Source organism: Mesorhizobium sp. M0960 (assembly GCF_040319055.1).
Taxonomy (GTDB): Bacteria; Pseudomonadota; Alphaproteobacteria; order Rhizobiales; family Rhizobiaceae; genus Mesorhizobium.
This window is the reverse complement of the sequence record NZ_JAMYNN010000004.1, coordinates 84,135-106,991: the sequence shown is the minus strand read 5'-3', so window position 1 is coordinate 106,991 and position 22,857 is coordinate 84,135. Positions and strand designations below refer to the sequence as shown.

Here is a 22,857-nt window from a genome sequence, read left to right as displayed (position 1 = left end):
CGCCGGCGTTGGCCGCCGCGGATCGCAGCAAAATTTCGCCGAGACTCGCTTGCAACACAACCCCATATGTGAAAATACTATTCACAAAAGAAGATTGACGGGAGGATCGATCATGCATTTCGCTGGTCTGCGGCGCGCCCTGATGGACGATTCCCGCTGCCCGGGAAAGTCGTCATGAGCGGTTTCGCGCCAACCGTGGGCGTGGCATCGACACACCCCGCCAACATGCCGAAGGAACACGCCGACCTTCCCGTCTGGAACGCGGAGAACTGGTTCTACGAAGACTGGCCGGTCGGCCAGAAGATCCGTTCGCTGCGCCGGACCATTGCCGAGGGCGACAGCCATCTCTTCAATACGCTGGTGCTCGACATCCATCCATACGTGCAGGACCAGATGTTCGCCGAAACGGAAGGCATCTTCGGCAAGCGGCTGGTCGCCGGCGCCTTCGTGTTCTCGGCCGGGCTCGGGCTCGTCGCCACCAATTGCATCAACGCCTTTTCGTATGGCTACGACAAATTGCGCTTCATCAAGCCGGTGTTCATCGGCGACACGATTTATTCGATCCGCTCCAACCTCGACAAGAAGCCGAAATACAAGGAAATGGGGCTGATCCGCGCCAGCTATGAAGTCTTCAAGGGCGAAGGCGAGCTCGTGCTTTATTGCGAGCACCTGCAGACGGTGAAGTACCGCAATCCGGCCGATTTCGCCGGCAAGACGGAGAGATAGGCAATGGCTGCCATTGCCGAACTGCCGCTGACCGGGCTCATCGTCGTCGATATGAGCCAGTTCCTGTCCGGGCCTTACTGTTCACTCAGACTGCTCGACCTCGGCGCCCGCGTCATCAAGATAGAACGGCCGGATGGCGGCGACCTGTCGCGCCGGCTTTATCTCAGCGACACCGAGATCGGTGGCGATTCCACCATTTTTCATGCCATCAACCGCGCCAAGGAAAGCCTTGCCATCGACTTGAAGGACGAGGCCGATCTTGCGGCGCTGCGCGGCCTGCTGGCCAAGGCCGACGTGCTGATCCAGAATTTCAGGCCCGGCGTCATCGAACGCCTGGGCTTCGATTACGAGGCGGTGCGCAAGATTAATCCGCGCCTGGTCTATGCCTCGATCAGCGGCTATGGCGAGGAAGGCCCCTGGGTCAAGCGGCCCGGGCAGGATCTGCTGGCGCAGGCCCGCTCCGGCGTGATGTGGCTGAACGGCGACGAGGACCAGGGGCCGGTGCCCTTCGGGCTGGCCATCGCCGACATGCTGGCCGGCTCCGCCGCCGCGCAAGGCATCCTTGCCGCACTGGTGCGGCGCGGCGTGACCGGCAAGGGCAGCCATGTCGAGACCAGCCTGCTCGAAGCACTGGTCGACTTCCAGTTCGAGGTGCTGACGACGCATCTCAATGACGGACGCCGGCTGCCGCGGCGGTCATCTTTCCGCAGCGCCCATGCCTATCTGTCGGCGCCCTACGGCGTCTATCCGGCCAAGGACGGTTATCTGGCGATCGCCATGACGCCGATATCGAAGCTGGCCGATCTTCTGGGCCTCGAAGAGCTTGCGCCCTACCGCGACCAGCCGTCGACCTGGTTCACCGCCCGCGACGAGATCAAGGCGATCATCGCGCAAAAGATCGGAACCAAGACGGTCGACGAATGGCTTGCCATCCTCGAGCCCGCCGACATTTGGTGCGCCAAGGTTTTGACCTGGCCGGAAATGATGGCCAGCGAAGGCTTCAAGGTTCTCGACATGCTGCAGACGGTGACGCGCGAGGATGACGTTTCGATCCTCACCACGCGCTCGCCGCTCAGGGTCGACGGCATCCGCGCCAAGGTCGAGCGGGCCGCGCCACGCATCGGCGAGCACAGCGCAAAGATCCGCGAGGAGTTCGGGCTGTGAGCGACGTGACGCTCAAAGGCATGACCTGGAGCCATCCGCGCGGCTATGATCCGATGGTCGCCTGTTCGGCGCTGTGGACGGAACGCACCGGCGTCGCCATCGAATGGGACAAGCGCTCGCTGCAGGATTTCGAATCCTTCCCGGTCGAAGAACTGGCCCGTGCCTATGATCTGATCGTCATCGACCATCCGCATGTCGGCCAGATCACCGCCGAGAATTGTTTGACGCCGCTCGATGTGGCCGGCCGGGACGCCGAACGTGCAGCACTTGCGACGGGCAGCGTCGGCCGGTCCTATCCGAGCTACAACTGGCAAGGCAGGCAGTGGGCGTTTCCGATCGACGCGGCCAGCCAGGTGGAGGCCTGGCGGCCGGACATGCTTTCGGCTGCACCGGCGAACTGGGCCGATGCGCTCGATCTGGCCCGGCAAGGCCACGTGCTGTTGCCGCTCAGGCCGCCGCATGCGCTGATGGTGTTCTACACGCTTGCCGGCAATCTCGGCCGGCCCGCCGGCGAAGGCCCCGGCGACCATGTGGATCCGGCAACGGGCAAGCAGGTTTTCGAGATGATGCGCGAGATCGCGGCCCTCGTCGATCCGGCATGCCTTGGCATGGATCCGATCGCGGTTCTGGAGCAAATGGCCGGATCGGGATCACGGATCGCCTGTGCACCGCTGATCTATGGCTATGTCTCCTATGCCATCGCCGGGTTTCGACCCAACCGCCTGGCTTTCGCGGATATCCCGGCCGCGGGCAATGCCGGCCCCAAAGGCTCGGCGCTCGGCGGGACCGGCATTGCGGTGTCAGCTTTTTCGAAGGCCAGGCAGGCGGCCATCGACTTCGCCTACTGGATCGCCAGCGGTGACGTGCAGCGCGGCCCTTACGCCTCGGCCGGCGGCCAGCCCGGCCATGCGGCAGCCTGGGAGGATGCCGCCGTCAACGCTGCCACCGGCAATTTCTACAAGGACACCCGAGCCACGCTCGAAGGTGCCTGGGTCAGGCCGCGGCACGACGGCTACATGTCCTTCCAGCAGGCGGCGTCAGATCGCATCAATCTCGGCCTGAGCGAAAGGCACAATGCCGCTCGCGTCGTTGCCGATCTCAATCGCCTGTTTCGGGAAAGCCTTTCGACGCAGGTGTCCGGCGTTGCCGGCGGAGGAGCCTGAAAACAACCGAACGGAGGAGAACATGAACAGCCTGATCCGCGGCCTTATGGCCGCAACCGCACTTGCATCGGTCACGACCATAGCCTGCGCACAGGACGTGTCCTGATCGGCCTCGGCTTCCGGCCCTCGACCGTGCAGGCGGCACTTGGCCTGGTCATCGTGCTCCTGGTTTCGCTCTACGGCCGCGAGCGGCACGTGTCGGCGACGATCTGAAGCTGCTTACAAACTCCACAGCCGCTTGGCGTTGCCGGAGAGCAGCTTTTGCCGTTCATCGATGCTGGTGCCGGCAAGCAGCGCGTGCGTTGCCGCAATCCAGGTCGCAAGCCCGCCGCCAAGCGTGCAGACCGGCCAGTCGCTGCCCCAGACGACGCGTTCCCAGCCGAAGCATGCGATGGTGTGCTCGACATAGGAACGCAGCGTATCGACCGTCCAGGATCCGGCATCCGCATAGGCGACCACACCGGAAATTTTGCCGACGACGTTCGGGCGCCGCGCGATCTCCGCCATGTGCTCGCGCCAGGGGTGCTCGGCACCGCCCTTGATGTCGGGCACGCCGCAATGGTCGAGCACGAACTGCACATCCGGCGCGAGATCGGCGAGTGCGATCGCCTTGGGGATCTGGTGCGGCAGAACGACCAGGTCGAAGGTCAGGCCGGTGCCGGCTAGCCGCTTGATGTTTTCGCGGAACAGCGCGCCTTCCGACAGTTCATCCGGCACGACGTGCAGCACGCGGCGAAAGCCTTTGACGAAAGGATCTGCGCGCTGCGTTTCCAGATAAGCGGCAAAGCCGGGCTCTTCCGGACGGCAGGAGGCAATCGCTCCCCTCAACAAACTGCCCTTTTGCTGCGAGAGCGCTTTGACATGGCCGGTTTCGGCCTCGATGTCGGCTGGATCGACATCGACTTCCATGTGCAGCGCCGCCCCGATGCCGGCGCGACGGGCCTGGACTGCATATTCGTCGTAGGGGAAATCGCGGTTGAGCGCCGGCACGCCGGCCAGCCATGGATAGCGCAGGGCGGACTGGTCGATCAGGTGCAGATGGGTGTCGAAGATCATGGCGGCGCGCTCCTCCTTGGCGACTTCGAGATCATCTCACGGAGAAATTCTTCATTCAAATAAGAATTCATCGCGATTGCTTGACAGTCGATCCCGCCAGTTGCGACAGCTTTTCGGTCGCTGCCAGCAGCAGCTCTATCGTCCTGGTGACGTCGGGCGCCTTGGGTGCGTTGACCAGGGTTATGTAGGGGATCGACAGTGCGGCGATTGCCCTGCCGTCCGAGCCGAGAACGGGTGTCGACAGGTTGAACACGCCGGCCGTCTGCATCGACGCCATCATCTCGTAGCCGCGTTCCCGGATCTGATCGAGGCGAGCGAAAAACTCTGGCGATTGCGGTGGCTTGTCGGTGCTGCGCAGATGTTCGGAAATCATCATCTGCCGCTCTTCCGGCGGGCGGAACGCCAGCAGCACATGGCCGGACCCGGTGTCGAACAGGCTGATATGCGAGCCGACGCGGATGGAGATGCCCCAGTAATCCGGCGCTTCCTGCTGGGCAATGACCACGGCGGAGCCGCGATCGAAGACGACGAGCTGGTTTGCCTGCTGTGTGGTTTCGGCCAGTTCGCGCATCAGCGGCGTCGCATAGGAAACCAGCCGGCGCACCGGCGCGTGCAGCTGCGCCAGGCCAAACAGCTTGAGCGTCAGCGAATAACGGTCGCCATCCGGCCGCGTGACGTAGCCGCGACGCACCAGCCGATCCAGCATGCGGTAGAACTCATTCGGGCTGCGGTCGAGTTTCTTGGCGATTTCCGCCTGCGTCAGGCCGCCGTCGACGCCGGCCAGCAGCTCGAGGATGTCGAGCCCCTTGTCCAGCGCCGGGGCTCGATACCGGTCGTCTTCCTCGTCCTCTGCCATTGCGCCTCTCCAGTGAATTTCACTTTTCATATACGCAACAGCCTTGCTTCCGAAAGAACTTTCGGCTTGACGATCCTATAAATGTTTTGTTTGTATATGAATGAAGCTGCCGATCGACCTCGCTACGCGATCGATGCAGGCTCTTTGGGAGGATACCAATGACGAAACTGTTTTGCGGCCTGTCGGCCGGCGTAACGCTACTCGCGTTTGGTGCTAGTGCTGCCCTTGCTGCCGAACTGCCCGGCAAATTCGACGGCGTCACCATCGACGCCAAGCTGATCGGCGGCCAGCAATATGAAGGGCTCTACGCGCGGATCGGCGAATGGGAAAAACTGACCGGCGCCAAGGTCAACGTGATCTCGAAGAAGAACCACTTCGAGCTCGACAAGGAGATCAAGTCGGACATCGCCTCCGGCAGCATCAACTGGTGCGTCGGCTCGAACCACTCGTCCTTCGCGCCGCAATATCCTGATATCTACACCGACCTGAACAAGCTGCTGCCGAAGGAGGAGATCGACGCCTTCGTGCCGTCGACGATCAAGGCCTCGACGCTCGACGGCAAGCTGGTAATGCTGCCGCGCGCGCAGTTCGATGTCTCGGCGCTCTATTACCAGAAGAGCCTCTATCAGGATGAAGCCAAGAAGGCCGCCTACAAGGCCAAGTACGGCAAGGAACTGACACCGCCCGACACCTGGGACGAGGTCGCCCAGCAGGCGGAATTCTTCGCCAGCCCGCCCGATTTCTATGGCACCCAGTTCGCCGGCAAGGAAGAGGCGATCAACGGCCGTTTTTACGAGATGCTCATCGCCGACGGTGGCGAGTACCTCGACAAGGACGGCAAGCCCGCATTCAATTCGGAGGCCGGCGTGCACGCGCTCGACTGGTTCGTCAATCTTTACAAGGCCAAGGCAGTGCCGGCCGGCACCACCAACTATCTGTGGGACGATCTCGGCCAGGGCTTTGCCTCGGGCACCGTCGCCATCAACCTCGATTGGCCTGGCTGGGCAGGCTTCTTCAACGATCCAAAGTCGTCGAAGGTCGCCGGCAATGTCGGCGTGAAGGTGGCGCCGAAGGGATCGGCCGGCATTCGCACCGGCTGGTCGGGGCACCACGGGTTTTCGGTCACCGAAAACTGCGCCAGCAAGGAAGCGGCCGCGTCGCTGGTCTGGTTCCTGACCAATGAGGACAGCCAGAAGCTCGAGGCAGCAGGCGGACCTCTGCCGACCCGCACGGCGGTGTGGGACTGGGACATCCAGCAGGCAGCAAACGATCCTTACAAGAAGGAAGTGCTGGCGGCTTTCCAGGAAGAGGCAAAGCACGCTTTCGCCGTGCCGCAGACACCTGAATGGATCGAAATCTCCAACGCCGTCTATCCCGAATTGCAGGCCGCCATCCTTGGCGACAAGACATCCAAGCAGGCGCTGGACGACGCTGCCGCCAAGGCCACCCAGATCCTCGAGGACGCCGGCAAGCTTTGACCATTCTCCCAAGGGGGCGCCGCGCTCATTGAAGAGCGGCGCCCCCGAACTTTTTTCGAACCATGCGCAACCCGCTTTGTCTTGATCCCAGCTCGCCGATGGCGGGCTTCGGTGTCCGGGCACCAACCAGAACCGGATCGCCATGAAAGGCTGGAGACCCTCGCCACCATTGCTGCTCCTGCTGCCGGCGGTGATCGTGCTGGCGGCCGTGGTGGTGGTGCCGTTGCTGCTGTCGCTCTACTCCAGCTTCACGCCGTTCCGGCTGACCAGGCCTGAGACGTTCTGGGTCTTCATCGGCGCCCGCAACTACGTCACCATCCTGACCAGCCGCGATTTCTGGATCGCCTTTGCCCGTACTGTGGTGCTGCTGACGGTGGCGCTCAACCTGGAAATGCTGATCGGGCTCGGGCTGGCCCTGCTGGTGGAAAAAGCCTCGCGCGGCCAGCGGGTCCTGCGCACCATCATGATGTTTCCGATGATGTTTTCGCCGATCCTCGTCGGCTTCCAGTTCAAATTCATGTTCAACGACAATATCGGCCTGGTGAACAACGCCCTGCAGGCGCTCGGCCTGACCGATCGCGCCATCCCGTGGCTGATCGACGGCAATCTCGCCTTCATCGCCATCCTGACCGCCGAGATCTGGTCGTCGACTTCGGTGTTCGCGATCCTCATCCTAGCCGGGCTGCTGGCGATGCCGCGCGAACCGGTCGAGGCGGCCCGCGTCGACGGCTGCACGCCATGGCAGACATTCCGCTATGTCACCTGGCCGTTCATCATGCCGTTTGCCTTCATCGCCATGACCATCCGCTCGCTCGACGTCGCGCGCGCCTACGACATCGTCAAGATCATGACCGACGGCGGCCCTGCCGGCCGCACCGAGCTGGTCTGGACGCTGGTCGCCCGCACCGCCTATGGCGATGCCAGAATGGGCATGGCCAATGCCATGGCCTATTTCTCGATCCTGCTGTCGATCCTGTTCACCGTCTATTTCTACCGCAAGCTCGCCGCGGCGCGCACGCAGATCGCGGCGGAGTGGTGAGGATGGACCAGAACAGCCTGCATCGCGCCGGCAACAAAGCGCTCCGGATCGTCCATGGCATCGGGCTGTTCCTGGCCATGCTGGTCATCTGCCTGCCCGGCATCTGGATCGTGCTGTCGTCGCTGCGGCCGACTGTCGAGATCATGGCCAAGCCGCCGGTGTGGATTCCGCAGCAACTCTCGCTCGATGCCTACGTCGCCATGTTCAGCGGCGTCGGCAAGGGCGGCATTCCGGTGCTCGACTATTTCCGCAATTCGCTGATCATCTCGGTGACCTCGACGCTGATCGCCATCGCCATCGGCATGGCGGGCGGCTATGCCTTTGCGCGCTATCGCTTCCAAGCCAAGTCGGCGATGTTTCTCGGCCTGATGCTGACGCGCACGGTGCCCGGCATCGCACTGTCCCTGCCGCTGTTCTTCGTCTTTGCGCGGCTCGGCATCATCGACACGCATTTCGGGCTGATCCTGGTCTATGTCGCGCTCAATGTGCCCTTCACCATCTGGCTGATCGACGGCTTTTTCCGCCAGGTACCGAAAGACCTTGCCGAGGCGGCGCAGATCGACGGCTGCACGCGCTGGCAGGCCTTCTGGCAGGTCGAGTTTCCGCTCGCCGGGCCCGGCATCGCCTCGGCCGGAATCTTTGCCTTCCTCACCTCGTGGAACGAGTTCGCGCTGGCCTCGCAGCTGACACGCTCGATTAACTCCAAGACCCTGCCGGTTGGCCTGCTCGACTATACGGCCGAATTCACCATCGACTGGCGCGGCATGTGCGCGCTCGCCGTGGTCATGGTCATACCGGCGCTCACGCTTACCTTCATCGTCCAGAAACACCTCGTCGGCGGCCTCACTTCCGGCGCGGTGAAAGGCTGACATGGCAACCGTATCGCTCAAGAATCTCACCAAAAGCTACGGCCCGGTGGCGGTGGTGCACGGCATCGATCTCGAGGTCGCCGACCGCGAGTTCATCGCGCTGGTCGGGCCGTCCGGTTGCGGCAAGTCGACAACCCTGCGCATGATCGCCGGCCTCGAGGCGATCAGCGACGGCGTCATCGAGATCGGCGGCCGCATGGTCAACGACCTGCCGCCGCGCTCGCGCAACATCTCGATGGTGTTCCAGTCCTACGCGCTCTATCCGCATATGACGGTGCGCGAAAACCTCGGCTTCTCGCTCAAGATCGCCGGCGCCGCGAAAGAAGAAATGGACCGTCGCGTCGCCGAAGCGTCCGGCATTCTCGGCCTCGACCAGTTGCTCGACCGCCGGCCGTCGCAGCTGTCCGGCGGACAGCGCCAGCGCGTGGCCATGGGCCGCGCCATCGTGCGCGATCCCGATGTCTTCCTGTTCGACGAGCCACTTTCCAATCTCGACGCCAAGCTTCGGACGCAGATGCGCACCGAGATCAAGAAGCTGCACGCCAAGGTCAAGTCGACGGTGATCTACGTCACCCATGACCAGGTCGAAGCGATGACATTGGCGGACCGCATCGTCATCATGCGTGACGGTTTTATCGAGCAGGTCGGCACACCCGACGAGGTCTTCCGCCGGCCGCAGACACGCTTCGTCGCGGGCTTCATCGGCTCGCCACCGATGAACCTGCATGAGGCGGTTGTCGACGACGGACAGCTGCTGTTCGCCAGCGGCGAGAAGCTGCCTCTGCCCAGCCAGTTCAAAGCCAATGTCGAAACCGGCGACAAGGTCGTGTTCGGCCTCAGGCCCGACGACATCTATCCGACCGGACACGGCATCAGCTCCGGCGAAGATGTCGACGTCCACCAGGTCGAGTTGCCGGTGACCGTCACCGAGCCGCTCGGCAATGAGACGCTGGTGTTCGCCGAATTCAACGGCAGCGACTGGGTATCACGGATGCTCAATCCAAAGCCGCTCAAAGCCGGCGACCGGGTCAAGATGAGCCTGGACCTGTCGCAGGCCCATCTGTTTTCTGCTGAAACGGGCAAGACATTGCGAGGTTAAAATCATGGCAAAGATCGAGAAAGTCGAACTGCGCATGGTCGACTTGGTGCCTAAGGTCAAGCGCACCGATGCCATCCAGAGTTTTGTCAGCCAGGAAACACCGATCGTCACCATCACCGATGCCGACGGCGCGGTCGGCTCCGGCTACAGCTACACGATCGGCACCGGCGGCTCGTCGGTGATGCGACTGCTGGCCGACCGCCTTGCGCCGCGGCTGATCGGCCGCGACGCCGACATGATCGAGGCGATCTGGCGCGAGTTGGAGTTCGCCACCCATGCCACGACGATCGGCGCGATCACGGCAATCGCGCTGGCGGCCATCGACACTGCTCTTTGGGACCTGCGGGCGAAGAAACAGAGACTGCCGCTGTGGAAGCTGGCCGGCGGCGCCAAGGACCGCTGCCCGCTCTACACGACCGAAGGCGGCTGGCTGCATATCGAGACCGAGGCGCTGGTCGCGGATGCGCTGGCCGCCAAGGCCAAGGGTTTTCGCGGCTCGAAAGTCAAGATCGGCAAGCCGCACGGTTCCGAGGATCTTGCTCGGCTGACGGCGGTGCGCCGGGCGGTCGGAGACTCCTACGAGATCATGACCGACTGCAACCAGGGCTTTTCGGTCGACGAGGCAATCCGCCGGGCCGAGCGCCTGCGTGAGCTCGACCTCGCCTGGATCGAGGAGCCGCTGCCGGCCGACGACATTGACGGCCATGTGCGGCTGTCGAGTGCCACATCGACGCCGATCGCCATCGGCGAGTCGCTCTATTCGATCCGGCATTTCCGCGAATATATGCAAAAGGGCGCTTGCTCGATCGTGCAGGTCGATGTCGGCCGCATCGGCGGCATTACGCCGTGGCTGAAGGTCGCGCACGCGGCCGAGGCGTTCGACATACCGGTCTGCCCGCATTTCCTGATGGAACTGCATGTCAGCCTGACATGCGCCGTTCAGAACGGCAGATATGTCGAGTATATTCCCCAGCTCGACGAGCTGACCGGCAAGAAAATGCGTATCGAGGACGGGCACGCGTTGGCGCCGGACGAGCCAGGCATCGGCATCGACTGGGACTGGGATGCGATCAAGGCGAAGAGCATCGCGGAATTCACCACGACGATAGCGAAATAGGAGGCGGACATGCAGCGAATCGGAATGGTGCTCGGCCTCAAGCCGGAGAAAGTCGCCGAATATGTGCGGCTTCACGCTGCTGTGTGGCCGGACGTCCTCAAGATGATTTCCGCCTGCAACATCAAGAATTATTCGATCTATCTGAGGGAGCCGGAGCACCTTTTGTTCAGCACCTTCGAGTACCATGGCACCGATTTCGCCGCCGACATGGCCAAGATGGCCGCCGATCCCACGACGCAGGAATGGTGGGCGCTGTGCATGCCGTGCCAGGAGCCGCTGCCGACCCGCAAGGAGGGCGAGTGGTGGGCGTCGATGGACGAAGTTTTCCATTATGACTGATGACATTTTCGATCCTGCCTCGCTTTCCCAGGCCTGGGCACAACCGTCAAAGCCCAGGCCGATCGTGATTTTCGGCGCCGGCTCGATCGTCGGCGATGCGCATTTCCCGGCCTATGGGAAAGCCGGTTTCCCGGTTGCCGGGCTGTTCGACCCCGAGCTGGCCAAGGCCGAAAAACTGGCGCAGAAATGGGGCGTCACCGCTTACCGGTCGGTCGAAGAAGCTGCGTCAATAAAGGACGCCGTCTTCGATCTGGCGACACCGCCGGCCTATCATGCCGGCGTGCTCAGGGCGCTGCCCGATGGTGCGGTGGCGCTGATCCAGAAGCCTATGGGGAGCAATCTCAGCGAGGCGACTGACATCCTCGAAATCTGCCGCTCCAAAGACCTCAAGGCCGCGGTGAATTTCCAGCTGCGGTTCGCGCCGATGATGCTGGCGCTCAAGGATGCGATCGCCAAGGGCTGGTTGGGCGACGTGGTCGATTTCGACGCATGGCTGGCGCTTGCGACACCCTGGCAGCTCTGGGAATTCCTGTTGCAGGCGCCGCGCGTCGAGATCGCCATGCATTCGATCCATTATCTCGACCTGATCCGGCAATTGCTCGGCGACCCCAAGGGGGTTCACGCCAAGACGCTCGGCCATCCCGGCCATAAGGTTGCGCAAACGCGCACCAGCGCGATCCTCGACTATGGCGACACCGTGCGCTGTGCACTGTCGATCAACCACGATCACAAATTCGGTCGAAAACACCAGGCCTGCGAATTCCGCATCTGCGGCACCGAAGGCGCCGCCTACCTCAAATTGGGCGTCAACCTCGACTATCCGCGCGGCGAGCCGGACATCCTCGAAATCTACCCCAAAGGCGGCAAGGACTGGATTGCGGTTCCACTCGTCGGCGCATGGTTTCCGGACGCCTTTGCCGGCCGCATGGCCAATGTCCAGCGCTACGCGTCGGGCGAGGACGCCGAGCTTGTCAGTTCCGTCGAGGACGGCTGGAACACCATGGCGCTGGTCGAAGCCGCCTACCAATCGAGCGCGGCGCCGGCAACACCGATCGCGGCGAGGCCCTGACTTGGAGCAGACTGTCTATTTCGAGGACTACCAGATCGGCTCGTCGCGCATGACCAGCGGGCGCACCATCACCGAGACCGATTTCGTCGTCCATGCCGGCCATACCGGTGATTTCTTTCCCCATCACATGGACGCCGAGTTCATGAAGACGACGCCGTTCGGCCAGCGCATCGCGCACGGCACGCTGGTCTTTTCGGTCGGCGTCGGGCTGACAGCAAGCGTCGTCAACCCGGTCGCCTTCTCCTATGGCTACGACCGGCTGCGCTTCATCAAGCCGGTGTTCATCGGCGATACGATCAGGACCCGCACCACCATCTCGGCCAAGGAAGACGACCCGAAGCGACCCGATTCAGGCCGGGTCGTGGAACGCTGCGAGGTGATCAACCAGCATGGCAACGTGGTGCTGGTCGCCGACCACATCTACATCGTCGAGCGCCGCAACAAGCCGAGCAGGGCCTCGACGGACGGCGCTGAAACCTGAAACAAAAAAAACCGCCTTGCGGCGGGTCCTCGGTGCGAATCAGCACCATACGTAAATTAGTAGCATAGCTGCCGGCACAAAGCAAGAACAAAATGTGGCGCTGTCGGCAAAAAATGCGAATTCACTTCACCCGTTCCCGTCTTTATCCGCTTGCCGAGGTCGCGCTCAAGGCTGCCTGCCCCGGAACGTTAAGGTGGAACTGTCGGCAGGCAGCGGATGGTGCCGGCATCGGGAATTGGTCACACCCGGTTGACCGGATATACCGCCTTGCCGCCGCGCAGGACCGCTGCGACGTCGGCAAACACCTTGTTGCGAACCTCCGCGTAAGACTGCGTCGAGTAGTGCGCCGCGTGTGGACTGACCAGGACGGTGTCCAGCGCCAGCAGCGGATTGTCGGGCGAAGGCGGCTCCTGCTCGAACGTGTCGATGCCCGCGCCTGCCAGATGGCGACGCCGGATCAGATCCGCCAACGCGACCTCGTCGACGAGGCCGCCGCGGGACACGTTAATGAATATCGCTCCTTCCTTCATCCGCGACAGGGCATCCGCCGACATGATGTTTCTGGTCTCCGGTGTCGCTGGAACGTGCAGCGAGACGATGTCGGCCCTGGCTAGCAGCTCGTCGAAGCCGACCGGTTCGGCACCGCCGGCCGTGATGCGCTCTGCCGGCATATGCGGGTCGTAGGCGATGATATGATAGCCGAAGACCCGCGCCCGCTCGGCAGTCAGGCGCCCGATCTGGCCGAAGCCGATCAGCCCGAGAATCTGCCTGTCCGGCCGCGTGATGCCGGCACCGTCGGTCATCGCCGCCCAGCGGCCGGCGCGCACCGCGCTGTCGAACTGCTTCAGCCTGCGCGCCAAGGCCAGGATCAGGGCCATGGCGTGGGTGCTGACTTCCACCAGATTGGCGTCCGGCACGTAGGTTACCTGAACACCGGCACGGCTAGCGGCCTCGACGTCGATCGAGTCGAGCCCTACGCCGAACCGCCCGATGACCTTGAGGTTCTTCAGTTCCGCCAAAACGCGAGCCGTGATCGGCTCCCGCAATACCATCAATGCGTCGGCGTCGCGGCAGTGTTCGATCAGGGCATCTTCTGTGAGCAGCGTCTTTTCGACAAACTCGGCGCTCAAGCCGTCGAGGTAGCGCAGCTGCTCCTCCTCGACTGACAGCACACCGTCGGTCTTGATGATCTTCATGGCAAACTCTTGCTACGAGGCGCTGCGCGCCGAGGCGACGCCGGCGGCAAGGCCGGCGCCGAGAAACATCGTGTCGCTGGCCAGCATGTAGAAGCTGATGCCGTGCCGCGACCATTTGCCGACATCATCCGCCGAAGGGCGAAAGATGCCGACGGCCTTGCCGGCCGCGCGCGCTACGGCCGCAATCCTGGTAATCGCGGCATTGAGCTTGTCCTGGCCGGCCGGCCCCATGGCGTCGATCGAGACCGACAGGTCGCCGGGGCCAATGAAGACCACGTCGACGCCGTCGACCTGGACGATGTCGTCGATGTTGGCGAGGCCCTCGGCCGTCTCGACCTGGATGGCGACCGTCAGGACCTCGTTGGCCGATTTGAGGTAGTCCGGAATCCTGTAGCCATAACCGGCGGCGCGGCCCGGGCCGACACCACGTGCGCCGACCGGCGGGTAACGGCAGGCCATGACCACCATGCGGGCTTGCTCGGCCGTCGAGACGCGGGGTACCAGGACGCCCGACGCGCCGGCGTCGAGCGCGGCCGCCATCCATTCCGGCGTGTGGCCGGGAACGCGCACCATCGCGGGAACCTTGTGGACATCGGCGGCGCGAACCAGATCCTCGAGCCGTTCGCGGCCGATCTGCGAATGCTCCCAGTCGATGCACAGGAAATCGACCCCGCTGGCGGCCGCCACTTCGACCGCCACCGGGTGCGGGATGGCGCAGAACGTGCCGATGAGGCGATCGAGAGAGACACATTTCTTGCGAAAGTCGTACATGAAATCTCCAGAGGTTTTTCGGCGTCGGCAAAACCTGTTTGCGCTATGTGGCCCGCGGCAAAGGATGCACGGCTTCCGTCGACATCGGGAAATGCCGGCTGCCGCCTGAAAACGGCGGGAAAGTCTTGTAGTCGGCGCGCATCTCCAGCCGCGCCGGCGACTGCAGGGCGTGCGTCAATGCCGCGGGGCTGTCGAACATGACCCGGTTGCGCTGCATATGGTCGATGCGCGGCCAGGGCAGCGAACCGCACCAATCCAGTCGCGACAGAACCTCGATGTGGCGAATGCCGGGGAAGCCCCGCATCAATTGCGGATGATGCGTCACATAGTGGAAGAGCCAGACATTCATGTCTTCGGCCGGCCCGGGATAGTGGACAAGATAGCTGCAGGGGAGCCCCGACGTCTGGACGCCAGCGTCGTCGACGGGAAACGGACGCACGCACATAGCCTGTTGCGTCGGCCTCGAACCGGCGACGCTCGACAGCATACCCGGTGCGGCAAGCGCCTGCAGATGGCCGGACGGCGCCAGCGCCGCCTCCATGTCCGCCAATTCGTCGAAATAGAGCTGGAAGCCAAAGACCGGCGGTGGGCCATCCTTGTTGAACATGTCCGTCGCCACTTCGGGCAGATAGATGTTTGCAAGCGCAAGGCCCGGCGTCGATGCAATCACCCGCCGCACGGCATCAACGTCTTCACCGGCGATGGCCAAATTTGCCTCGCGGTCATCATGGAAGAAAGCAAGATAGGCAAAGCGCATTTGGACACCTGCTGGATCGAGTTCGACTAGATCAAATTCGGAAGAAAGAGAGCGATCTGCGGAAAGAGGACAATCAGCAGGATCAGCAAAAGCGTCAGCGCGATGTAGGGTGCCGCTGACATGGCAACCGTCTTGAGCGATGTGCCTTTCGGCGCAACACCGATCATGATGAACAGCAGCAGACCAAACGGCGGCGTGGTGAAGCCGACCTCGTAGGCGAGCAGCAGGATCAGCCCGAACCATACCGGCTCGTAGCCGAATTGCTGGGCGATCGGCAGGAAGATCGGCAGCGTGATCAGCATCATCGAGACCTGATCCATGAACATGCCGAGCAGCAGGATGACGAGCACCATCATGAGCAGCATGGGATACGGTCCAAGATCGTAGCCGACGATGAACTGGATAAAGCCGTTGGAGGCGCCGGAGAAGGCGAATATCTGCGAGAACGTCGTCGAAGCCGAGATGATCAGGAAGGTCATGCCGGTGACCTTCATCGCATCGTCCAGCGACTTCCAGACAACCGACCAGCTGAACCGTCGGTAGACAAACAACAAGGCGAAAACGGCGGCACAGCCGAGTCCCGCCGATTCCGTCGGCGTCGCTATCCCAAGGATGATCGTGCCGACCACCATGAACACGATGACGCTCATCGGAATGATGTTGACGGCGACCGCCCTCACCTTCTCGGCCGCAGGAACGGCGGGCACCGGATAGTGCGGAGCGGCGTCCGGATCGATCTTCGTCTGTGCGAAGATCAGCGCCGCGTACATGACAACGAGGAGCAGCCCGGGCAAAGCCCCCGCTATGAGCAGCGCGCCTACGTCGATCTGGGCCAGCGAGCCGAGCAAGACGGCCAGCGAGGATGGCGGGATGATGACGGCAAGGCTTCCGGCGCCAAGCACCGGGCCGTAGGCCATATGCGGCTTGTAGCCCCGCTTCAGCATCTCCGGCACCATCAGCGAACCCATCATGCCGGTATTGGCGAGGCTCGAGCCCGACAGCGCGGAAAAGATGGTGCCGGCGGCGAGAACGACATAAGCGAGGCGTCCGCGCAGATTGCCGATGCACAGGTCGAGCGCGTAGATGACCTTCTCGCCGAGGCCGGAGCGGAAGAACAGGCTGCCCATGACAAGAAACATCGGCAGCGGAGCGAGCGCATAGGTCGAGACGGCGTCGGAGAAGTTGGCGACCATCTGCGTCACGCCGATCGAACCGCCGAAGAACAGGTACAGCCCGATCACATTGGTGACGAAGAAAGCGAAGGCGACCGGCAGCCCAAGCCCCATCAACACGAGGATGGTGCCAACAAGCACGGCGAATGGAAACAGCCAGGCCACCGGTCAGAGCCCTTCCATTTCCAGCGGATCGAGCGTGTACAGCGTGTCACGGCCGAGGAGATATCTGAGCCATTCCAGCGCAGAGAGGTAGAAGGCGAGCATGATGGGCAGAAAGACCAGCCATTTCGGCATGTCGAAACTGCGCGTTTCATATTCGCCGCCCGCCACGGCGCTTGTCAGGGAAAACAAGGCGACGCTGCCAAGGTAGAGGCTGACGCCGATGCAGGCGAGATAGACCAGTTTTTCAAGCACCGCCCGAGCCCGCATCGGCAGCGCCTGGCGCAGGAACTCGACGAAGACATGGCCCTTGCTGTGGACCAGCCAGGGCATCGGCAGGAATGCCGCGTAAAGCAGGCCGTATTCCGTCGCCGATACTGCCCAGGCAAGCGGCCTCAGGCCCAGATTGCGGACGCATACATCAGCAACCACCGCGACGATGATGAGGCCAAGCACCACTTTTGCCGTCGCCGCCAACGCAAGGCTCAGCTTCGCAATCGCTGCAAACAATCTGTCCATGTCCGACGACCCTCATGTCCACCGTTGCCCCGCTTTTGCCCAGCTTTGATGGAGCGCTTACAAGGCAGCCTCCGCTCGGCTACTGGAAGAATTTCTTCAACTGATCGATGTTGGTGGGATCGCGTTTGGCCATTCTCGCCCAGCTCGCCTGCGTGGCAGCCGCCAGGAATTTGTCGCGGCCGGCACCGGTCAAGCTGATCACCTTCTGCCCGCCGTCGATCATCGCCTGTGCCTGCTTTTCCGACTCGGCAAGATTGGCGTCATAGCTCGCGCGCTCGTATTCGACGGCCGTGTCGGCAAGCAGCTTCTGCGCCTCGGGCGACAGCGTGTCCCATTTGGCCTTGTTGATCGAGATCAGCACGTCGGTTTTGAAGAATTGCGGGTCGACACGGTATTTGGTGAACTTGTCCCAGCCGAACGACGCATAGCCAAACACGGTATAGGCGTTGGCATTGACGACGCCGCGCTCGAGCGAGGTGTAGACGTCCCCTGGCGCTTGCACGATCACCGTTGCGCCCAGGGATTCAAGGAAATCGCGATAGAGCGGCGACGAGCGGATCTTCAGGCTGCTCCAGTCAAGGCTGCCTTCGCTGTTGAGCTTGGGTTCGTCGATGGTGAAGACGTTGAAGCCCGAGCCCGCGTCGACATGCGCCAGCAGATGGGCATTGGCCTTCTTCTCGAAAATTCCGCTGATGAAGTCCCAGCCGCCATTCTCGCGAACCTCCCACGGCGTCTTTGTCGATGCGGAGAACACCTCGCCTTCGGGCACGAGCTCGAGGAACTGCCCTGCCGGCGTGTCGATCACGTCGATCAGGCCGCTCCTGAGCGCCGCGCCCTGCTGGATCGGCGGAATGACCTCCGGCCCGCCACGCACGTTGATCTGGACCACACCCTTGCCCTTTTCGTTCACCTTCTGAACGAACTTCAGGAAGCTCTGGGCATAGCCGTTCTGCGTCGGCGTAAAATGCACGGCGTTGAGGACGACCTCCTCGGCCGGGGCGATACCCGCCACACCCGACAGGAGTGCAGCCAGAACAAGGGATTTCCAAATGCGCATTGCCGTACTCCCTTTGATAGTTCGCCCATGATCGGGCCGATCTGAAAATTACAATCGCTGCGCCGCCACGCGAACGGCGGTTAACTGGCATCATCTCCTACTGTCAGGAACCGTCCATGTGCGTAGAAGACCGGCGATCGGTCAGCGCGGTCCAGCGCGACGCCTGAGACGATGCCGATGACGATCATGTGCGACGCCCGCACAATGATTTCGGCCACCCGGCATTCGAACATTGCCCGCGCGCCGACAAGCAAGGGCGCGCCGGTTTCGCCACGCACCCATGATCCGGACGAGAACCGCGCGGCACCCTTGGCTTTGGTCATGCCGCCAAAGGCACGTACAACGTTCTCCTGATCGCCGGCGGGAAGATTGACCGAAAAGGGCAAGCCTTCGCGAATGGCCGAGGCAAAGGTGCTGCCGCGGTTGACGCAGGCCAGCAGCGACGGCGGCTCGGCACTGAACGAGCAGAGAGCCGTCGCCGTGATGCCGCAAAAGCCGATCTCGTCATGTTCCGACGCGAGGATGGCGACCGAGCCCGCCACGGCCCGCATTGCCTGCTTGAAGGCGCGCGGATTGATGGCGTCGTGTCCATCCGCCCACGGCGTCGGAATGGCGGCCGCCGGCATCAATTTACTCGAAGTCCGGCCTGGCGCATCAGCGGCAGCACGCGGTCGCAGAAGAAGGGCAATTCGTAGGTATAGTTGACGAATGTGAGGGCGGCGCCGGAATAACCCTGGTCCATGATCGCAGTGAGGTCGTCGACGATCTTTTCCGGCGTGCCGATGAGCGGGAAAGTTCCAGCACCGCCGGCGAACCTTTGCCGATATTCGGTGAAGGCCTTCGCATCATGCGAGTTCGCGAATTCCTTCTTCTTGCGCATATGCTCGTTGACGGCGCCCTCGTCCGCGCATTCCAGCGCGTAATGCCGGTAATAATCCTCGGCTTCCTGCTGGGTTTCCCGGCAGACGACGTGACAAACCGTATAGACGCCGACTTCGCGTCCGACTTCGGCCGCTCGGTTGGTGATGTCGACCACATGCACACGGCCGTCGGCAATTTCGGAAAAAGTCGAAAACAGGTAGTCGCAGTGGCGCGCCGCATAGTTGCGCCCCGGCGCGCCGAAGGCGGCGTTCATGGTCACCGGTCGCGGCGCCTGCAGGCTTGGCGGGCGGCTGACGACCCCCTTCAGATCGTAGAACTCGCCGCTGAAGTCGAACGGCTCCCTCGATTGATAGGCACGCACGATGATGTTGATCCATTCCTCGGCCTGATCGTAGGTCCGCTCGCCGACCGTCTGCCCGAACATGGCGAACTCGTCCGGGTTCCAGCCGCAGACGATGTTCAAGCCGGCACGCCCGTTGGAGATGTGGTCGACCGTCGCCAGCGCTTTTGCAGCCTGCAGCGGATGAACCAGCGGCACATGCACCGTCATGAACAGGCCGATGTTTTCGGTGGCGACAGCAAGACCCGCCGCCCAGGTGAACGTCTCGAACGACCATTCCCGCACATGCGTCAAACCGCCGAAGCCGCGCCAGCGGGCGATCGGCAGCAGAAACTCGAGGCCGGCGCGATCGGCGATGCAGGCGGAGTTGAGGTTGTCTTCCCAGCGGGCACGCCAGCGCTCGGGGACGGTGGTCATTGCCAGGCCGCCATCGGCGTTCATGGAAAAGACGCCGAGCTTGAACCTGTTCGGCCCTTTCAGCGGGTGCTGCTTCCTGATCATGATTTCCCCCGCCGTGACATGTTCTTGCCCTCGCCGTCGGAGTTTTGAAACGGTGGGCTCAGCTTCATGAAACGCTCCTCGGCGTTCTGAATGAAGTGCGTCATGCAGTCGTAAGCGGCGACGGCGTCGCGTTTGACGAATGCCTCGTAGATGGCGCGCATGCCGGCCACGATCACGGCCTGCGTCGGCTGGTGCGACAGCGTCCTTAAACGGACGACGAGTACATGGTCGGCGAAGCGGGCAATCGTTTGTGAAAGACGCTCGTTCGCGACCGCGCCAAGCCAACAATTCCTGAATGCCGAATTGGCCTGGAAAAAGCGGTCGGCATCGCCATCTGCGGCCGCAGCCTCTGCCTCCCGGAGCGCGGCTGCCAGGGTCTTGAGGCCAGCGGCGTCAAGTGTCCGTGCGGCGTGCGCGGCGGCCCGCGGCTCGAGCAACCGGCGGACCTCGAAGATGTCGGCGACATCCGTTGCGGTAAGCGTGGGCAGCGTGAAGCCGCGTGTGGTGCCGACGAGATAGCCCTCATGCACCAACTGCATCAAGGCGTCGCGGACAGGCATTCTGGAAATGCCGAGCCGGGCGGCAATATCGACATCGACCAGCTTCTGGCCAGGCGCCAATTCGCCATGCTGTATCGTCAGCCGGACTTGTTGATAGACCTGGGCACGCAGATTGCCATCGCCAACCCGTTTGAGCTCTATCGTTTCCGTCATCCACGCCTTCCCATGCGAAGATTTCGTATATCGTTTGAGGCTGTGATCTCGCAGTCGTGCCGTTGAAATGCAGCCATATATCGGCAGAAATCGACCTGTCAGCCATGTTCCCGGCTCAAGTGGAGCACAGGCTGGATCACCTGGCAAGATATTTCAAGTCTATAATGTATACTGTTTGAGCTCGCTGTCCGGAGGGCAGAGGATCGCGCCGTCTGTGCTGCCGCGCCGCGCGACGGCGGGGACAGCTAACGATCCGCGCGGTTCGGTAAAAAACGTACAGACGTTTTTCCGTGACACATCGAAGTTGGCGGATTTAACTAAAATTACTTGCGATCTGCGCGCGCCGGCACGCCCACCCCCGATCCCCTCGCCGGTGCGCATTACTGGATCGCCCGCCGTATCGAAAGGTGCGGCGGGCTTTTCGTTTCGTTTGGCGGGGAGGCGCTTATGCGAGACTTGCCCAGGAATATCGACGCCGACGTCGTGATCGAAATCAGCAAGTTGCTCGACGACCGGGCGAAGTCCGTGCCGGTGCCGGTGCACAAGCTGGCGGCGATGATCCGGCTGGGCGTCGAAACCCTTCTGACCGATCACTCCATCGAGGAGCTGATCGTGGAAATGGCCGCGACGCGGGGGCTTCCGATGCTGTTCGATTTGCCGGTGATCAATGTCGACAACGTCGTGCCGATTGCCTTGGCGCGCCGTCCCCGCTGACATTTCGCTCGAGCCCCATCGGTAGTCGCGTCGCCGCCCGACTTCACTTGTCCTGATGCGCCGGCCGAGTGTCGCCTTTCTTTTCGGGGTCATGGGTATGGTGGCTGTCGCGTTCGCCGCCGCCGCCGGAGACCTTGCTGTGGCTGCGCAGGTCTGAATCGGCCGGCGGCTTTTCGACGCTCAGCGGCTTCTTGGCGTTTTCGTGCGCGGCGCCGGGACCGCCCTGGCGGATGCTGGCAGGAGTTTTCTTCGACGTGGACATGGCCTAGCGATCCTGGACGTTGCCTTGATGAGTGGTGTTGACCTTCGTATTGCCTTGCTGACCCTGCTTGTCGGGATCGGGGACGGTGGATTGCGGTGCCTGGTCGGCTGCTACCGATTTTTTGTCACCGGCGCCCTTTGGGCTCAGATTCTTCGGCGGCACAGGGGGAGGTTTCGTGCTCATGTCGTTTCTCCTTCCGCCACCCAAACAAGCGGCTCGGGAGAAAGGTTCCCGAGGGTCCGATACGAACGGCGATTGCCGCAACGAGCCGGGTCCACAGGCCGTGGCTTGGGGCCGGCGGGGTGCCCGCACAATCCAGGATTATTTCTTGATGATGTTTCCGTTGTTCAGATCGAAGGCCTGGGCACCGAACGCCTGCCTGAAGAAGTCCTCCTGCAGATCGCCCCATTCGCCGAGATAGGCGCCGCAATTGCTGCAATAGATCGGTGTGGAATCCTTCGGGTTGTCGGGAATCTCCATCAGGATCGTCCCGCACGCCTTGCAATCGAGCTTGTCATCCAAACGGCGGCCCATTGACACATGATCGCGCGTTTTCAGCCGCGCGCCAATTGTCGTTTTCGTACGAAGCCCGAATGGCGCGTTTTCCAACCAGCAAGGGGATCGAAAGCTAGCGTTCCGCCGGATTTCCGAAGGCCGGATCTCGCCGCCTCGAATACACCCCCACCCGCGGCAGCTCGTCTGGAAAGTCGACCCAGGGTAACCTCATGTCCCAGTATGCGTGGGCCTGTGGCGGAAACCGTTCGGGGTGATCGAGAAAGCCGATCGCCAGATAGAGTTCGTCGGGCAGGCCCTGGTCGACATAGCCGATCGATGTTCCGCAATCCGCGCAGAAGGACCGGAGCACACCGGGGGTTTTCGAAAAGGTCTTCGGTATGCCGGTGAGCAAGGTGAATTCAGAAGGCCGATAACCGACCCACACCGTTAGCGGGCTTCCTATCGCCTTGCGACAGTCGTCGTCGTGATCGGAGCAAACCCAGAACGGCTCGCCGCGCATTTGCGCCGTTATGGCGCCGCAAAAACAGGAACCCGTTTCAGTTCGTGGCATTGGCTAACTTCATGGCTGGACTCGCCTTCACTGCTGGCCCGGCATTTCGGTATTTTCCTTGGGGTTCTTCTTGATGCCGGCGGCAGGCGAGGTATCGGCCGGAGCATTGCCACCCTGGTTCTGTTCAGCGGCTCTTTTGAGCGGCGAAGTCTGCCAGCCCATATCGCCGTACAAAAAGCCTATGAGGAAGCCGACGATGATGATGGCCGAAATCACAATTGCAATTAACGCGTTACGTCGCTCCATTTCGCACGGCTCCTTTCTTTGAGCCGAACAAACGATGGCGGAA

Annotated in this window: 29 protein-coding genes; 13 read left to right on the top strand and 16 right to left on the bottom strand. The window is 62.4% G+C overall.

The features are described 5' to 3' along the window. Positions 1-174 precede the first annotated feature (174 nt). Genes NKH63_RS11265 through NKH63_RS11255 form a run of 3 tightly spaced genes read left to right on the top strand, consistent with a single transcriptional unit; the run spans position 175 to position 3,053 of the window. The gene (locus NKH63_RS11265) at positions 175-726 is read left to right on the top strand and encodes a MaoC family dehydratase (protein WP_352590334.1); all 552 of its coding nucleotides are present in this window, start codon (positions 175-177) and stop codon (positions 724-726) included. Between the two features lie 3 nt (positions 727-729). Beyond that, positions 730-1,890, top strand: a complete 1,161-nt coding sequence (locus NKH63_RS11260; RefSeq protein ID WP_352909397.1) for a CaiB/BaiF CoA transferase family protein — start codon at positions 730-732, stop codon at positions 1,888-1,890. 20 nt (positions 1,891-1,910) lie between these two features. Continuing rightward, complete coding sequence (locus tag NKH63_RS11255; protein WP_352917920.1) at positions 1,911-3,053, top strand: extracellular solute-binding protein; 1,143 nt, start codon at positions 1,911-1,913, stop codon at positions 3,051-3,053. 219 nt (positions 3,054-3,272) lie between these two features. Here NKH63_RS11255 and NKH63_RS11250 read toward each other — a convergent pair whose 3' ends face one another. Together NKH63_RS11250 and NKH63_RS11245 are read right to left on the bottom strand one after the other, a co-directional pair. After that, positions 3,273-4,109 (bottom strand): amidohydrolase family protein, encoded by an 837-nt coding sequence (locus tag NKH63_RS11250; RefSeq protein WP_352895238.1) that lies wholly within the window; start codon positions 4,107-4,109, stop codon positions 3,273-3,275. A gap of 67 nt (positions 4,110-4,176) precedes the next feature. Beyond that, positions 4,177-4,965: an IclR family transcriptional regulator gene (locus NKH63_RS11245; RefSeq protein ID WP_352917866.1), complete on the bottom strand. Its 789-nt coding sequence runs from the start codon at positions 4,963-4,965 to the stop codon at positions 4,177-4,179. Between the two features lie 158 nt (positions 4,966-5,123). Here NKH63_RS11245 and NKH63_RS11240 point away from each other — a divergent pair, with 158 nt between their 5' ends. The 8 genes from NKH63_RS11240 (at position 5,124) to NKH63_RS11205 (ending at position 12,456) form a co-directional block, all read left to right on the top strand. Then, positions 5,124-6,443, top strand: a complete 1,320-nt coding sequence (locus tag NKH63_RS11240) for a type 2 periplasmic-binding domain-containing protein (RefSeq protein ID WP_352547448.1) — start codon at positions 5,124-5,126, stop codon at positions 6,441-6,443. Positions 6,444-6,585: 142 nt separating this feature from the next. Beyond that, positions 6,586-7,482, top strand: coding sequence for a carbohydrate ABC transporter permease (locus NKH63_RS11235; protein ID WP_352482776.1), 897 nt, complete (start codon positions 6,586-6,588; stop codon positions 7,480-7,482). Between the two features lie 2 nt (positions 7,483-7,484). Continuing rightward, positions 7,485-8,351, top strand: coding sequence for a carbohydrate ABC transporter permease (locus NKH63_RS11230; RefSeq protein ID WP_352482777.1), 867 nt, complete (start codon positions 7,485-7,487; stop codon positions 8,349-8,351). A gap of 1 nt (position 8,352) precedes the next feature. After that, a complete protein-coding gene (locus NKH63_RS11225) occupies positions 8,353-9,450 on the top strand; it encodes an ABC transporter ATP-binding protein (RefSeq protein WP_023716655.1) in 1,098 nt (365 codons plus the stop codon). A gap of 4 nt (positions 9,451-9,454) precedes the next feature. After that, positions 9,455-10,567, top strand: coding sequence for a mandelate racemase/muconate lactonizing enzyme family protein (locus NKH63_RS11220; protein ID WP_352547447.1), 1,113 nt, complete (start codon positions 9,455-9,457; stop codon positions 10,565-10,567). Positions 10,568-10,576: 9 nt separating this feature from the next. Continuing rightward, a complete protein-coding gene (locus tag NKH63_RS11215) occupies positions 10,577-10,906 on the top strand; it encodes an L-rhamnose mutarotase (RefSeq protein ID WP_352482780.1) in 330 nt (109 codons plus the stop codon). Further along, a complete protein-coding gene (locus NKH63_RS11210; protein WP_352547446.1) occupies positions 10,899-11,975 on the top strand; it encodes a Gfo/Idh/MocA family protein in 1,077 nt (358 codons plus the stop codon). The genes NKH63_RS11215 and NKH63_RS11210 overlap by 8 nt, the downstream gene beginning before the upstream one ends. 49 nt (positions 11,976-12,024) lie before the next feature. After that, positions 12,025-12,456 carry a MaoC/PaaZ C-terminal domain-containing protein gene (locus tag NKH63_RS11205; protein WP_352482890.1) on the top strand — a complete coding sequence of 144 codons (432 nt, stop codon included), beginning with the start codon at positions 12,025-12,027 and terminating at the stop codon, positions 12,454-12,456. Positions 12,457-12,695: 239 nt separating this feature from the next. Here the strand turns inward: NKH63_RS11205 and NKH63_RS11200 are convergent, their stop codons facing one another. The 9 genes from NKH63_RS11200 to NKH63_RS11160 form a co-directional block, all read right to left on the bottom strand. Then, positions 12,696-13,652 carry a C-terminal binding protein gene (locus tag NKH63_RS11200; RefSeq protein ID WP_352547444.1) on the bottom strand — a complete coding sequence of 319 codons (957 nt, stop codon included), beginning with the start codon at positions 13,650-13,652 and terminating at the stop codon, positions 12,696-12,698. Between the two features lie 12 nt (positions 13,653-13,664). Then, positions 13,665-14,423: an HpcH/HpaI aldolase family protein gene (locus tag NKH63_RS11195; RefSeq protein WP_023716650.1), complete on the bottom strand. Its 759-nt coding sequence runs from the start codon at positions 14,421-14,423 to the stop codon at positions 13,665-13,667. 43 nt (positions 14,424-14,466) lie between these two features. Further along, positions 14,467-15,180, bottom strand: a complete 714-nt coding sequence (locus NKH63_RS11190) for a hypothetical protein (protein WP_352917865.1) — start codon at positions 15,178-15,180, stop codon at positions 14,467-14,469. Positions 15,181-15,206: 26 nt separating this feature from the next. Continuing rightward, positions 15,207-16,517, bottom strand: coding sequence for a TRAP transporter large permease (locus NKH63_RS11185; RefSeq protein ID WP_254818782.1), 1,311 nt, complete (start codon positions 16,515-16,517; stop codon positions 15,207-15,209). A gap of 3 nt (positions 16,518-16,520) precedes the next feature. Beyond that, the gene (locus NKH63_RS11180; protein ID WP_352917864.1) at positions 16,521-17,033 is read right to left on the bottom strand and encodes a TRAP transporter small permease; all 513 of its coding nucleotides are present in this window, start codon (positions 17,031-17,033) and stop codon (positions 16,521-16,523) included. 79 nt (positions 17,034-17,112) lie between these two features. Further along, the gene (dctP, locus tag NKH63_RS11175; RefSeq protein WP_352917863.1) at positions 17,113-18,090 is read right to left on the bottom strand and encodes a TRAP transporter substrate-binding protein DctP; all 978 of its coding nucleotides are present in this window, start codon (positions 18,088-18,090) and stop codon (positions 17,113-17,115) included. Positions 18,091-18,170: 80 nt separating this feature from the next. After that, positions 18,171-18,716 carry a flavin reductase family protein gene (locus NKH63_RS11170; protein WP_352917862.1) on the bottom strand — a complete coding sequence of 182 codons (546 nt, stop codon included), beginning with the start codon at positions 18,714-18,716 and terminating at the stop codon, positions 18,171-18,173. Further along, positions 18,716-19,810: an LLM class flavin-dependent oxidoreductase gene (locus NKH63_RS11165; protein WP_352494029.1), complete on the bottom strand. Its 1,095-nt coding sequence runs from the start codon at positions 19,808-19,810 to the stop codon at positions 18,716-18,718. Before NKH63_RS11165 ends, NKH63_RS11170 begins: the two co-directional genes overlap by 1 nt. Then, entirely contained in the window at positions 19,810-20,433 is a 624-nt protein-coding gene (locus NKH63_RS11160) for a GntR family transcriptional regulator (RefSeq protein ID WP_352917919.1), read from the bottom strand. Before NKH63_RS11160 ends, NKH63_RS11165 begins: the two co-directional genes overlap by 1 nt. On the opposite strand from NKH63_RS11160, the gene NKH63_RS11155 reads away from it, so the two are divergent. Then, a complete protein-coding gene (locus NKH63_RS11155; protein ID WP_352639243.1) occupies positions 20,338-20,592 on the top strand; it encodes a hypothetical protein in 255 nt (84 codons plus the stop codon). The genes NKH63_RS11160 and NKH63_RS11155 overlap by 96 nt on opposite strands. A gap of 417 nt (positions 20,593-21,009) precedes the next feature. Further along, positions 21,010-21,240 carry a hypothetical protein gene (locus NKH63_RS11150; RefSeq protein WP_352547441.1) on the top strand — a complete coding sequence of 77 codons (231 nt, stop codon included), beginning with the start codon at positions 21,010-21,012 and terminating at the stop codon, positions 21,238-21,240. A 43-nt stretch (positions 21,241-21,283) separates the two neighbouring features. On the opposite strand, the gene NKH63_RS11145 is transcribed toward NKH63_RS11150, so the two are convergent. From NKH63_RS11145 to NKH63_RS11125, 5 genes are all read right to left on the bottom strand, one after another. After that, positions 21,284-21,502 carry a hypothetical protein gene (locus NKH63_RS11145; RefSeq protein ID WP_352482793.1) on the bottom strand — a complete coding sequence of 73 codons (219 nt, stop codon included), beginning with the start codon at positions 21,500-21,502 and terminating at the stop codon, positions 21,284-21,286. A 3-nt stretch (positions 21,503-21,505) separates the two neighbouring features. Then, complete coding sequence (locus NKH63_RS11140; RefSeq protein WP_031193315.1) at positions 21,506-21,685, bottom strand: hypothetical protein; 180 nt, start codon at positions 21,683-21,685, stop codon at positions 21,506-21,508. Between the two features lie 138 nt (positions 21,686-21,823). Then, positions 21,824-21,982, bottom strand: a complete 159-nt coding sequence (locus NKH63_RS11135) for a hypothetical protein (RefSeq protein WP_023716639.1) — start codon at positions 21,980-21,982, stop codon at positions 21,824-21,826. Between the two features lie 148 nt (positions 21,983-22,130). Continuing rightward, a complete protein-coding gene (locus NKH63_RS11130) occupies positions 22,131-22,568 on the bottom strand; it encodes a GFA family protein (RefSeq protein WP_352917861.1) in 438 nt (145 codons plus the stop codon). Positions 22,569-22,595: 27 nt separating this feature from the next. Continuing rightward, the gene (locus tag NKH63_RS11125) at positions 22,596-22,814 is read right to left on the bottom strand and encodes a hypothetical protein (protein WP_352547439.1); all 219 of its coding nucleotides are present in this window, start codon (positions 22,812-22,814) and stop codon (positions 22,596-22,598) included. Positions 22,815-22,857 lie beyond the last annotated feature (43 nt).